Origin of the sequence: Caballeronia hypogeia (assembly GCF_001544875.2) — a bacterium.
In the GTDB taxonomy this organism is placed as follows: Bacteria; Pseudomonadota; Gammaproteobacteria; order Burkholderiales; family Burkholderiaceae; genus Caballeronia; species Caballeronia hypogeia.
This window is the reverse complement of the sequence record NZ_FCOA02000020.1, coordinates 90,808-103,464: the sequence shown is the minus strand read 5'-3', so window position 1 is coordinate 103,464 and position 12,657 is coordinate 90,808. Positions and strand designations below refer to the sequence as shown.

Annotated in this window: 11 protein-coding genes and 1 pseudogene; 3 read left to right on the top strand and 9 right to left on the bottom strand. The window is 56.5% G+C overall.

Going from position 1 to position 12,657, the window contains the following annotated elements:
- Positions 1 to 147: 147 nt before the first annotated feature.
- A complete protein-coding gene (locus AWB79_RS25320; protein ID WP_061170180.1) occupies positions 148 to 1,167 on the bottom strand; it encodes an IS110 family RNA-guided transposase in 1,020 nt (339 codons plus the stop codon).
- A 431-nt stretch (positions 1,168 to 1,598) separates the two neighbouring features.
- On the opposite strand from AWB79_RS25320, the pseudogene AWB79_RS39170 reads away from it, so the two are divergent.
- A pseudogene (locus tag AWB79_RS39170) lies at positions 1,599 to 1,962 on the top strand (cation:dicarboxylate symporter family transporter); the annotation flags it as partial.
- Between the two features lie 108 nt (positions 1,963 to 2,070).
- On the opposite strand, the gene AWB79_RS25315 reads toward AWB79_RS39170, so the two are convergent.
- The 8 genes from AWB79_RS25315 to AWB79_RS25280 all read right to left on the bottom strand — a co-directional run bounded on the left by AWB79_RS25315 (position 2,071) and on the right by AWB79_RS25280 (position 9,791).
- A complete protein-coding gene (locus tag AWB79_RS25315) occupies positions 2,071 to 2,370 on the bottom strand; it encodes a hypothetical protein (RefSeq protein WP_061170179.1) in 300 nt (99 codons plus the stop codon).
- A gap of 528 nt (positions 2,371 to 2,898) precedes the next feature.
- The gene (locus AWB79_RS39680) at positions 2,899 to 3,141 is read right to left on the bottom strand and encodes a hypothetical protein (RefSeq protein WP_157695845.1); all 243 of its coding nucleotides are present in this window, start codon (positions 3,139 to 3,141) and stop codon (positions 2,899 to 2,901) included.
- A gap of 434 nt (positions 3,142 to 3,575) precedes the next feature.
- Entirely contained in the window at positions 3,576 to 4,442 is an 867-nt protein-coding gene (gene fghA / locus AWB79_RS25305) for an S-formylglutathione hydrolase (RefSeq protein ID WP_198399099.1), read from the bottom strand.
- 9 nt (positions 4,443 to 4,451) lie between these two features.
- The gene (locus AWB79_RS25300) at positions 4,452 to 5,558 is read right to left on the bottom strand and encodes an S-(hydroxymethyl)glutathione dehydrogenase/class III alcohol dehydrogenase (RefSeq protein ID WP_061170177.1); all 1,107 of its coding nucleotides are present in this window, start codon (positions 5,556 to 5,558) and stop codon (positions 4,452 to 4,454) included.
- A gap of 60 nt (positions 5,559 to 5,618) precedes the next feature.
- The gene (locus tag AWB79_RS25295) at positions 5,619 to 6,296 is read right to left on the bottom strand and encodes a glutathione S-transferase family protein (RefSeq protein WP_061170176.1); all 678 of its coding nucleotides are present in this window, start codon (positions 6,294 to 6,296) and stop codon (positions 5,619 to 5,621) included.
- An 11-nt stretch (positions 6,297 to 6,307) separates the two neighbouring features.
- A complete protein-coding gene (locus AWB79_RS25290) occupies positions 6,308 to 8,074 on the bottom strand; it encodes a Rieske 2Fe-2S domain-containing protein (RefSeq protein WP_063963540.1) in 1,767 nt (588 codons plus the stop codon).
- An 18-nt stretch (positions 8,075 to 8,092) separates the two neighbouring features.
- A complete protein-coding gene (locus tag AWB79_RS25285; protein ID WP_061170175.1) occupies positions 8,093 to 8,944 on the bottom strand; it encodes an aromatic ring-hydroxylating oxygenase subunit alpha in 852 nt (283 codons plus the stop codon).
- A 184-nt stretch (positions 8,945 to 9,128) separates the two neighbouring features.
- The gene (locus AWB79_RS25280; protein WP_061170174.1) at positions 9,129 to 9,791 is read right to left on the bottom strand and encodes a GntR family transcriptional regulator; all 663 of its coding nucleotides are present in this window, start codon (positions 9,789 to 9,791) and stop codon (positions 9,129 to 9,131) included.
- A 359-nt stretch (positions 9,792 to 10,150) separates the two neighbouring features.
- On the opposite strand from AWB79_RS25280, the gene AWB79_RS25275 reads away from it, so the two are divergent.
- The gene (locus AWB79_RS25275) at positions 10,151 to 11,227 is read left to right on the top strand and encodes a Rieske 2Fe-2S domain-containing protein (protein WP_061170173.1); all 1,077 of its coding nucleotides are present in this window, start codon (positions 10,151 to 10,153) and stop codon (positions 11,225 to 11,227) included.
- A 340-nt stretch (positions 11,228 to 11,567) separates the two neighbouring features.
- Positions 11,568 to 12,638, top strand: coding sequence for a Rieske 2Fe-2S domain-containing protein (locus tag AWB79_RS25270; protein ID WP_061170221.1), 1,071 nt, complete (start codon positions 11,568 to 11,570; stop codon positions 12,636 to 12,638).
- Positions 12,639 to 12,657 lie beyond the last annotated feature (19 nt).

Sequence of the window (12,657 nt, the reverse complement as noted above, 5' to 3'; positions counted from 1 at the left end):
CCCCTCATTTGACGCGCGAGCTAAAAGCTCAAATCAGGATTCAGGGTTCGCGAATCACGGTCCGACCTGTCTCGTCATCACACTCAATTGCCAGCGCAACCTTTCGGCGTCGTGCCTGGACTTCTTAACATCTCTGAGCTTTCAGTTTCAAACTCCACGTAAGCTGACGTGATCGGAACTGTACGGTGTATCGTGGGCGAGAACAGCCCAGATCATCCGCGCCATTTTGTTGGCCAATGCAACGGCTACTACGTTCGATGGTCGTCGCGTTCTGATCTGCTCGACCCAGCCCCCAGCATGTTTCGCATGGAAGAGCACACTGCGCGCGCCGTGAATCAGGAGGGTACGGACGTACGTGTCGCCGCGTCGACTGATACCCAGGAGCTGGATCTTCCCGCCAGTGCCGATCTGCTTTGGTACGAGACCGAGCCACGCAGCAAACTCCCGTCCGGACCTGAACGCCTTCGCGTCACCCATCGTGGCAACCGTGGCGGTTGCCGTCAGCAGACCAACGCCGGGAATCGCAGCGATTGCCTTGCATGCCTTGTCCTCTTTCATCCACGTTTGCAAACGTCGCTCAATGTCAGCGATCTGTTTGTCCAGTCGATCAAGGTCATTCCAGAGTTCGCGTAATGAGTCGATCAGCATCGCCGGTAGACGCTCGGCCAGCTTCGCCAGTACCCCGGGAATCGCTCTATCCAGCGCGGCGCGACTCTTGGCCATCACCTCGCCGTATTCTGTCAGCAAGCCCCGTAGACAGTTCATCTGCATCGTGCGGAACTTGATCTTCTGTTGCCGCAACCGATGCAGCGCCAATACAGCCTGCTGGGCTTCGGTCTTTACAGCGACGGGCTTGCTCGGCATCTGCGTGGCCATCCAGATCGCGCGAGCATCGGCAGGATCGTTCTTGTTGCCGATATTGAAGGCCTTGACGAACTTCGCCGGCATTAGCTTGACCTGATGGCCCATCTCAATCAATCGCCGTGCCCAATGCTGCGCACCACCGCAGGCTTCCATCCCGATGAGGCAAGGTTCGCGATTCGCAAAATGCTCGAGGAACGCGGCACGCTTCAGTTGCTTGTTCACAATCTCGCCCGTGCCGGCATCCATCCAGTGAAGCTGGAAGACGTTCTTCGCGATGTCTACCCCGACCGTCGTATACTTCATTTTGGACCCTCCGGTTAGCCTGTGAAGACCTCAATGATCTTCCATTTGGGCACTTTGATGCCGTCGGCCCGTGAGGGTCCGCCTCTTCGGCGCCACCCACTTCGTAGGTGGGGGCGTTCATTCCATTTGACGCGCGGCTCGCAGGCAAAGCTAGCCGGCGTCAATCAACTCCGGCATCATCTTCCACGCCAACACATTCTCATCCTGATTGTCGCGCAGCCAGAATACCTGCGGCGTCACCATTACACAGCAATCCAAAACGACTGGGGGCTTCAGCTTGATTGTCGCGCGACACCCACTCGCCCGCGTCAATCAACGCCGCGCGTCAATCAATAAACGCTTGCCAGCGTCAATCAACATCGGCATCATCATTTCTGCCGCGACATTCTCAACTTGATTGTCGCGCGTCTCTCATCCGGATTGTCGCGCCACAGTCGAAGGGCGCGGCTACGGTGTCGGGCGGTTCCTTCGTCGTATTTGCAGCCGCGGTCACTTCGACTGGCATGCTTCCCGTCGAAGGTCTTGCACTGATCTTCGGCGTGTACCGCTTCATGTCGATGGCCATTGCAACATGCAACACGATCGGCAACAGCCTCGCAACGGGCGTGATCGCCAAGTTGGTCGCGGACCTTCGATGGGAGCATCGCGGAGCGACATCTGTATCCCGAACGCTAGCCCGAAACGGCGAGGGCCGACGAGAACCTTGCCGACGGCAACCTGCTGCCTGAAGACACCAACGATGCGAATCCGCATCCACATGGTATCCCGGTCAACGGCGCTCGAAATACGTCTTGATTCGACTAATACCTCCGTGTAGTAGCTGCGATGTCAAGCCGGAACCGACCCAAGCTTGAGGATGTCTGCGTGCTGTCAACGCATCATCGCAAGTCCCTCGAGATTCCGTCAGTGGACCTGTAGCGCTTCAATGGAAGAGACCGCGAGAATCCGAACCTTTTCTGCCAGATTAGCTGCACGCGTTCGTCCCTTTGCGTCAAGGTACAGCTGACCCTCCCTCACGGCACGCTCCAAATTGAGTGCTGCATCCTGCAAGTCGGCGTCAAGCGCGCGCTGTCGGAACATCGTGTCGAGGGTAATCGCGCCCGATAGCAGCCGTGAGAAGTCTGGAGTACGTCCGGACGCCTGCTCATCGAGGGCATAGGCAGCGTCGCGTAGTCCTGTATAAATTCTGATTCGATTCGCCATTGTTGGCTCCGGATGTCGGGTTTCTGAAACGGAATAGCGGAAGCGGCGCGTCCCGAGACAGCAATAAGTAACGTGCTGCCCTTACCATACGGCCTGCTGCTTGCTTCCTGCGTTCTGCGGGGTCTCCGAGAATCCTCTGTCTTTTCAGTTGTAGCCTAGAATAGCCGCAAACATGACGTCTGGACGTCCGTGATGGATACCCACGAGCGAGGTCATAGGCGCTTTGAGCAATCGTGCATACTCGCTTTCAGTGATAGCATCCGATGAAGACCGTCTTTTTGACTGTCGATTTGCTTGTTTGCGACCAACGCCTGGCTTCGTGCCTACAGGTTTGACTAACATTTTGCTCACCTCCGATTTCGCATTTGACGCGACCTTTCCTTCCTTGCGCTTCGGGCCAGAGGCCCAAATGTCGTCGCTGCCGAGTGTCTCCGCCATAAATGAAGAGGATGCGAACATGATGCGAAGAACTTAGCGGATCGCAAAAGGGGGTGCAAGTACGACAAACCCATGACGCGCGATGCCTTCTCAAAACCCTGCTATATCTTTCGCATTCTTAAAATCAGCTTCTATATCGGCGATTGGCGCCCTCCTTATCTGCTCTTCGAAAGTACCAACGACTTCCTTGATGGCACGCAGTTCGTCTTCTGTAAGCATCCAATGCCCAAGATTCGCTCCTTTCACCACGATGCGCGTGATTGCCAGTTCAGCGTCACGCAGGCTTTTAGCACACACTAGTTCGTACCCACGCGCTGACAAAATTCCCGCCACGATGATGACTTCTAGGGGCGTCCTTACGGAAGATGCCGAGCCGCGACCCTTCGCAGGAGGTGCAATGAGAGATGGCATCGCGTTGCGGGTAAGGTTATGGTGCTTTGAGGAAGCGATTCTCTGGTCTGCGTAACGGCCTTCCCCTCCGGCGTGCCCGCCTGATTCTCACCGTACAGATCTCCTATATTCACAGTGCTTTCCGTGTTCGCTGATAGGCGAAAAAGGCCCCCGGTCGGTGACCGGGGGACGAGGTCGGAGCCCGTTCTTGACAGGAGAGATTCGTGGGCTCCGAAGCTGGCATGGGCCTTTCGTCTCTCGACGGTCAGCCCCTGAAAGTACATAAGCACGTTACAGAATGAAAAAAGCCCCAGACATGCCGGGGCGTAAAAGGACGCGCCGGAGGAGGCCAGCGTGTCCGAGACCCCAGAACGAAATCAGTTCAAGCCGGCCGCTCCGTTCAATACTCTTGCGTGGTGAGCGATGTGGTCGGCAATAAACGTCGAAATAAAGAAATAACCGTGGTCATACCCTTCGTGCCGTCTCAGCGTAAGAGGCTGTCCCATCGTCTCGCATGCTTTTTCAAACACCTCCGGATTCAACTGCTTCTCCGTGAGAAACTTGTCGTCCAGCCCTTGGTCGATGAGAATGCCGTCGGGAAACCGACTACTCATGGTCCACATCAGTTCGCTGGCGTCGTAGCGCCTCCACTCGTTGCGGTCATCTCCGAGGTAGCCGCTGAACGCGCCTAACCCCCAATCGCATTGCATCGGCGCTGCAATTGGGGCGAATGCAGAAACCGACTTATAGATATGCGGGTTGCGCAGCGCCAGGACTAAGGCGCCGTGACCGCCCATCGAATGGCCGAAGACACCAATGCGGCTTGCATCGATAGGGAAATGCTCCAACGCAAGTTCTCGAAGCTCGTCCTTCACGTACGAGTACATCTTGAAATGCTTGTTCCAAGGTGCCACGGTCGCATCGACATAAAAGCCCGCGCCGGCACCAAATTCCCATGAGTTCGTCTCCCAAGGAATGCCGGTATCTCGGGGGCTGGTATCCGGCGAAATTAGCGCAATGCCATGCTCGGCCGCATAGCGCTGAGCACCGGCTTTAATGGGAAACGTCTCTTCAGTACAGGTCAACCCGGCGAGGTAGAAAAGCGCCGGCACTTTCCTCGTAGCTGCCTGCGGCGGAAGGTAAATCGAAAACTTCATTGGCACGCCGACCGCGGTTGAAGAGTGCCGATAAACCGCCTGCGTACCGCCGAAACTTGCATGTTCCTCGACCTTAGCGAGCACCATCAAAGCTCCTTAATAGATGATGACAGACCGGATGGATTCGCCCTTCTTCATCAGGTCGAAGCCCTCGTTCACTTGCTCGAGTTTCAGATGGTGAGTGATCAGGTCGTCAATGTTGAGCTTGCCTTCCATGTACCAGTCGACAATCGTCGGAACGTCGGTACGACCGCGCGCTCCGCCGAAGGCGGAACCCTTCCACTCGCGACCCGTGACGAGTTGAAACGGGCGCGTGCTGACTTCCTGGCCCGCGGCAGCGACACCGATGATGAACGACTGACCCCATCCCTTATGCGTGCACTCCAGTGCCTGGCGCATCAGCGTCGTATTGCCTACGCACTCAAAGGAGTAATCTGCGCCACCGTCGGTCAATTGCACGATGTGGTCGACAAGGTTGTCCACTTCTTTGGGATTCACGAAGTGAGTCATTCCGAACTTCTTCGCCAGTCCGACTCGTCCCGGATTAATGTCGACACCGATGATTTTGTCCGCACCGACCATCTTCGCGCCTTGAATCACGTTCAGACCGATTCCGCCGAGCCCGAACACGACAACGTTGGCACCTGCCTCGACCTTCGCAGAGAAAACCACTGCACCCACGCCGGTGGTCACGCCGCAGCCGATATAGCAAATCTTGTCGAAAGGGGCATCCTCACGTACTTTTGCGACGGCAATCTCGGGCACCACAATGTAGTTCGAGAATGTAGACGTGCCCATGTAGTGGAACAAGGGCTTGCCGTCAAGCGAAAAACGAGAGGTTGCGTCAGGCATCAAGCCCTTGCCCTGGGTGGCGCGAATCGACTGACACAGGTTCGTCTTGCGCGAGAGACAAAACTTACATTGACGACATTCCGGCGTATAGAGCGGAATAACATGGTCACCCTTCTTCAGGGTGCCCACTCCCGGACCAACATCAACAACCACGCCTGCGCCTTCGTGACCGAGAATCGCGGGGAAGATGCCTTCGGGGTCTGCGCCAGAGAGCGTGTAGTAGTCCGTATGACAAATGCCGGTCGCTTTGACCTCAATCAAGACCTCGCCCGCACGCGGACCGGCCAGATCCACTTCTTCTACCGTCAAGGGCTCACCCGCCTTCCATGCAACTGCTGCTTTCGTCTTCATCTATCTAAACCTTAATTGTTAAAGAATTGGTTTTGCGGCATTGCGTGCCCCAGCAGAGCGTCAGGCGCACGCTTCACGCGGCATCTCTGGCTGTCGTGTCGGCAACTGAGCGGCGGGGAACACGCCGGACATCACGATAAAACCGGGCAAGCGCTTGACGCGGTCGGTCCAACGACGTACGGCCGGGTAGTCTCCCAGCGAAACGCCGCCCTCATCGGACAGCATGATGTACGGGAAGCAAGCAATATCGGCGACGGTCGGATGCGCAGCGCTGCAGAGAAATTTGTCGCCGCCCTTCTCGCGCAACCAAAGATGTTCGTCGAGGATTCTCAGCAACTCGTGCGCGCGCCTTCTGCACGCCTCTGCATCGAAATCGAAGAAGAAAAGATCGTGCAGGCGGGCAGCAGAAATGGACCCCGTGAGGCTATCGGCGAAGGAAAGCCACATCTGGACTTCACCGGCGAGCGTCGCGTTTGCGACCGGGTACCACTGGCCGGTCTTATCGTACTTTGAGGCAAGGTAGACCAAGATCGCTTGTGCATCCCGAATCGTGAAGTCGCCATCGGTGAGTGCAGGCAACTGGCCGAGCGGGTTGATCCGAAGGAACGCGTCCGACTTGTGCGCCTTGCTCGGGTAAAACTCGACAGGCTCCAGCTTGTGCTCCAAACCAAGGATGTTGAGCAGCAGTCGGACCTTGTAGCAGTTGCCGGAAAGTTCGTAATCGTAGAGCGTAATCATATTGACTCACATTAGACGTCGAGCACGAGCTTCTGGCTCTTGCATCGGGATACGCAGGGCATAATCCACTTGCCGCTTTCGCGTTCCCGCTTTGAAAGGTAGGTGTCGTGGTGCTCCAGCTCGCCGCTAAGTACTGCGGTCATGCAAGTCCCACAAACGCCTTGCTCACAGGAGGCTTCGAGAGGTACGCCTTCGTCCCAACAAGCTTTGAGAAGTGTCTTGTCCGACGGCACCATGAAAGTCTTGCCGGATTTCGCCAACGTGACCTCGAAGGCGTCACCACCGGTCGGAATATCTGTGTTCTTGAAGTATTCAAAGCGCACTGACTCTTCCGGAATACCCCGCTTACACGCGACATCCTTAACCGTGTCGATCATCGGGCCGGGTCCGCACGTGTAGACCTCGGTCTGCTCAGGATTGAGTTTTTCGACGATTTCCTCAAGCCGACGTCGGGTACCCTCGACATCCAGGCCTGTGTGAATGAAGACGTTGCGCCCCAACGTACGCAGCCGCTCCTCAAACGGGGTGTGCTCCGGGCCGCGCACGAAGTAGTGCATCGCATACTTGTCGCCGCTCGCGTTAAGCGCCTGCGCCATCGCGAGAATCGGAGTGATACCGATGCCGCCAGCAATGAGGACAGGCGTGCGGCCGTTACGCCGCAACGGGAATCCGTTCCGAGGCACCGTGATTTTGAGTTCTGTACCTTCCTTTACGTCGTCATGCATGGATCTCGAGCCGCCGAGAGATTGCAGCTCCCGTTTGACTCCGATCAGGAAGGCTTCGCGCTCATGCGGCCCGTTGATAACCGAATACTGGCGAACGACTCCAGAGGGCGTGGTGACGCTCACGTGCATACCCGGGGTGAGTTGCGGCAACGTCCGGCCAATCGGCGTAAGGCCAAACGAAACGATGTCACCGGTTTCCTGCACGCGAGAGGTGACCTTGCAGCGGTACTCAGCCGACGAAGTCTGAGGAACAGCGACAACGACCGGTACGGGCACGGGTGTCTGCGTCGACTTGCGAGCGGCGGCGACCTTTGTAACCGGCTGCTCGACTCGAGGCCGCTCAAGCGCTCGTCGAAACTCGCCGAACACATGCGAGAAGCGCTCGACGAAGCTACGGCTTACAGGCTCTTGAAGGAGCGCATTCACATGGACGATCGTCTTGTCCGCGGAATGGGGCTGAATATAGAAATGCAATCCGGACCGGCCGTTCTCGCCAACAGACAGCGCAACCGAGTCATTGCCAAATTGCCGAAGTCCTACGCTCCCGGGTTCTTGGTCAAAACACTCCGCGAAGCAGACGCCATCTTCGAGGAGTCCTTTCGCAACCTCGGCAACAGGCAAATTGAAAGGTAAGCTTCTCATGAACGTGAAGATGGTGCCACCTTCTTGCGTTTTGATGAGGGGCGGATCGCCGACAGGCGCGCCGAGTGACGCCCAAACAAGCCCACCGGCTTCACGTACCGCGAATGTGCTCACACATGCCTTACTGGGTTCCGTTGCGTCCCTGTGTGCCGGCACAAACGTGCAGCCGCCCGATCCGCTCTCATACGTCCAACCGTGATACTGGCACCGCAGTTCGTGGCCAAGATTGACGCCGAGCGAGAGCCGCAATCCGCGATGAGGACATCGATTTTCCCAAGCGTTTGCAATGCCGTTGTCATCGCGCCATACCGCCAACTCTTGACCTGCGAGGGACGTCTGGTAGACGTGACGCTCACTGAGGACCTCGCTGCTGGAAATTGGATACCAGCGATTCGAATCAAATGAACTCATGAATCTCAATCCCTAATGTCAGTCCCGGATCGCGCCGTATGTAAGGCCACCGTCACGTATCCACTTGCGATATGCCGTTGCTAGAACATCAGCACGGACCGGATTCTCCGTCTTCGCCGTAAGGGGAAGGCGCCGCGGCACCTGGTTGACGAGAATCATCAGGTCCTGGCCAAAGATGGTTTGCTGGAAATGACGGAGTTGTTCGTCCGAATTCACGTCATCCACGTAGCACATCAACGTATGAGCGATGCACCATTCCTCGTCGACGGGCTGTATGAACAGACACAGGACGTCCCAGCGTGACGGATCCGGCGGACACGTCTTGTACAGAATCGCGACGTATGGCCGGGTGACGCGATAGATGTAGTCCATGTCGAGTGCGTCTGTCGCCGTCGCGGAACCGCGGGGCTGCGGAAATTTGCATTCGGTCGCGATGATTTCATCGACCGTCTCGTCGTATTTGACCTTGTAAGGCGCGACGTCGGTGTGTGGCTCAGCGCCGAGGATGTCCGTGTGGACGAACGGAAAGTGCGCCATATCAAGGAAGTTCTCAACCGCGCGCAGACCAGACGTGTTCACGCGTGTGGACCCGGCGCTTACGACGCGCCGGTCCGGCTCCGCGAATTCGGGCACCTCGAAAAGATCTCTCGGGTTTGATGAGAACGACACCCAAAGTGCGCCGTACTGCTCTTTCGCAGACATCGGGCGCTCCGTGCCGTCGTCATCCCACTGCGCCGTCACCTCAGCACCTTTGCGGCTGTACGAGATAACGCGACCGAGCAGGCAAGTGTGAAATCTGCGGTCCGGAAGAATGTCTTCCAATGCCGCGACGGGGTGCCAGTCATCGAACAATTGCTGGTCAAAATTCACATGTCCCTCCTATATTGGCTTGTCAGATAGCTCAACTGGTATACCAGACTCTATAACAAAAAAAATCGCCGGGGCAAGCGATTTCTTGTTGGGAGTAACACTGAGGTAGCCTGTCAGAAGGCTGCATGAACCGTCGAGAGGATGTTCCGGCCCACGGACGCGGGCCAGACTAATGCAGCGGAGTTTAGAGCGCTAAAGCCAGCCTGAGGTCCACTTCCGGCGTAACCAGGGCGTCAAATCGATAACCACGGATGACCAAGTTGTAGTGCGACGCGAGAAGCGCTTTGGCCGCGTCAGCGTCCTTCTTTTCCAGGCATTCGACCAACTGGGAATGCTCACCGCGCAGTTGACAATAGTCGAATCCCACACGAAACATCGCGTTGATGAGTGCTTCGCGGCGCCTCAAATGATGATGGATCTGCGTGAGCGTTGCGTTGTTGAGGAAGGAAATAATCAGTTCATGAAACTCTCGCCCAAGCTTATCACCCAAGTCGTGCCGCCCCTTCTCGAATGCTGCCTTTTCTTTGGTGGTGTGCGCGCGAAGCGTCTTAAGTTGGTCAGGTGTGATGCTTTTAATCAACTGATCAATTACCCCACTTTCAAGCACTAGCAGCATCTGGTAGAGCTCAAACGCGTCGTCGAATGTCGGGCGCCACACCGAAGACGAGCGCTTTGGTGAAATTTCCACGAGCCCATCTTGCGAAAGGCGGATCAGTGCCTGCCGTACCACGGTTCGACTGACTCCGTAGAGATCCGCGATGTCGCGTTCATTTAACTTGGCGCCCGGCGGCAGCTTGCGGTGGTAAATCGCATCCGAGATTGCACCTACGATCTTCTGAGTGAGCATGTGATGGGCAGAACGCCGGCCTGGCGCATAGGAGGTTGGGGCAACAATCGGAGACGTTGGTACTTGAGTTGGGCGTTTTGGCACCACAGAATGGGAAAGTGCGCCAGCAGCGCAACCGTCTCGTCAGCCGACAGTCCGATTACACATTCTAGCGTTCTTTGCTATCAGGCCGCCCGAAACGCATATCCGGAGAAACGCTACGTTGGCACAATTCATGACGGCTGCGTCACCGTCGGAACCCGGATGCAGGAAATCCCTGATTGCATCCATTTTTTTTGCCGCCTAGTCTGGTATACCAGATGAGTGTTTTGGTCTCTCAGATACAACGATTTGCATCACCCTACCCCACAGGAGCAACGATGAGTGCGCGTGAGCAGTACAAGCCTCTTTTGGAAGACAAGTCGTATCTTCGCCATTTCTGGCACCCGGTCTGTACGCTGGCCGAATTCGAGCGCACAAATCCTTCGGGACATGGCCCGATGGGGGTCACACTGCTGGGTGAAAAGCTGGTATTGGCGAGGCTAAACGGCAAAATCGTAGCGGCGCCGGACCGCTGCGCCCACCGGTCTGCACAGCTTTCCATTGGAACCATTGCAAAATGCGACGGCCAAGACAGGCTCCAATGCCCCTATCACGGTTGGCAGTACGACAATGAAGGCGCATGCAAGTCCATTCCCGCCTGCCCCGACAAGCCAGTGCCGCCGCGAGCGAAGATTCAGATCTACGACTGCGAAGTCAAGTACGAAATGGTCTGGGTGCGTCTGGACAACTCGTACGACTGCACCGAGATCCCGTTCCTCGGCGATTGGGACAACCCTGACATGCAGGTCATTGTCGCCGACTCCTACATCTGGAACACGGTTGCCGAGCGGCGCTGGGAAAATTTCACCGACTTTTCGCACTTCGCGTTCGTTCATCCGGGGACGCTCTACGACCCCTTTTTTGCAAGTCACCCGCTGGTTCTCGTAAACCGCGTAGACGGCGAGCTGCAGTTCAAATTGGCACCGCCGCGAGAGATGGAGGGCATTCCGGAAGAGGCGCCGATGGGTGACTTCACCTATCGATGCACCATGCCCTATTCCATCAATCTGGAGATAAAGCTTTGGCGCGACGATTCGCGATTCATCTTGTGGACGACCGCGTGTCCGGTTGACGAAAAGACTTGCCGCAACTTCATGGTCATCATTCGCGAGCGCGACAATCAGCCTGACCACATGCATCTTGCGTTTCAAAAGCGCGTTTTGGCGGAAGACCAGCCCATCATCGAGTCTCAATGGCCTGCCGAAGTCTCTGCGAACGAGATCTCCGTCGCGACCGACAAGGTCTCCATCCAGTATCGGAAGTGGCATCGCGAACTCTCGCTCGCGGCTCCGCACGGGAAAGAGGCATTCCGGGAGGCCCTGCGCACCAACATCATCGACGAGACGGCGAGCTAGACGACCGTCTGTTTACTGCTCAGGCACGGACGAGCTGTCCCGTTCGTCCAAAGTACGCGATTGACAGAACGGCGGCAGCAAGTTTTTAGCACCGAATGTACCTAAGCCTCTCAGGTAAGCGCTTCTACCAGAGTTGCTTACCTGAGTTGCAGGGCACCGCTCCCCCTTCCAGCTACGAGACGCGCTTGACACGTCGATATTGTTTTCGTACTTTTTGGTGTACCAGTTCATGAATCAAAGAGACCAAGAACGGCTGTCGTAGTTTAAAGGGACGCTAGGAGAGCGGGCTCTCCTAAGAACGTCTGTTATTTAGTTCCCCAAAGAAACGATGGAGACAGGCATGGAATACGCACCGCTAATAAAGGATAACCAGTACCTCCGCCACTTTTGGCATCCGGTGTGCACGGTTACCGAACTCGAGAAGGCCAAACCCTCTAGCTTCGGCCCGCTCGCAGTCACCTTGCTCAGAGAGCAACTGGTGGTAGCAAAACTGGAAGGCAAGTATGTCGCGATGCGGGACCGATGCGCGCACCGCTCAGCGAAGCTCTCGTGTGGTCAGGTTGTGGGCGGCGAATTGCAATGTCCGTACCACGGCTGGAAATACGATACGGCAGGCGCTTGCACGAAGATTCCCGCTTGTCCCGACAGTCCCATTCCAAACAAGGCCCGCGTCGAAACCTTCGATTGCGAGGAAAAGTACGGCTTGATTTGGGTTCGCCTCGATTCATCGTTCAACTGCACGGAGATTCCCTACTTCAGCGCGGCCGAAGACCCGAAGATGCGTATTGTGGTGCAAGAGCCGTACTGGTGGGACGCCTCCGCCGAGCGGCGCTGGGAGAATTTTACGGACTTCTCGCATTTCGCGTTCATCCATCCGGGTACGCTTTTCGACCCGAACAACGCCGAGCCGCCCATCGTGCCGATGGACCGAGTCAACGGTCAGTTCCGCTTCGTCTACGATACGCCTCCGGATATGGATGTCCCGAACCATGCAGCGATTGGAACGTTCACCTACCACTGCAGCATGCCGTTCGCCATCAATCTTGCGGTAGAGAAGTATTCAACCAAATCCTTGCACGTGCTCTTTAACGTCTCGTGCCCTCTGGACGACTCGCACACGAAGAACTTCCTTATCTTCGCGCGCGAGCAAGCAGACGATTCAGACCATCTCCACATTACATTCAACGATGTGGTCTTCGCAGAAGACAAGCCGGTCATTGAATCGCAGTGGCCGGCACAAATGACAACCGACGAGGTTCCGGTGGTTACTGACAAGGTCTCGGTCCAGTACCGGAAGTGGATGCGGGAACTGAGCGAAGCAGCACGAGACGGCGCCGAAGCATTCAAGGCCGCTCTGCACGAGCCCGTAATTGAGAGCGATCGCCAGTACGCGGATTTGCGCGCTCGTTAAAGCATTGGAGCGAATTCCG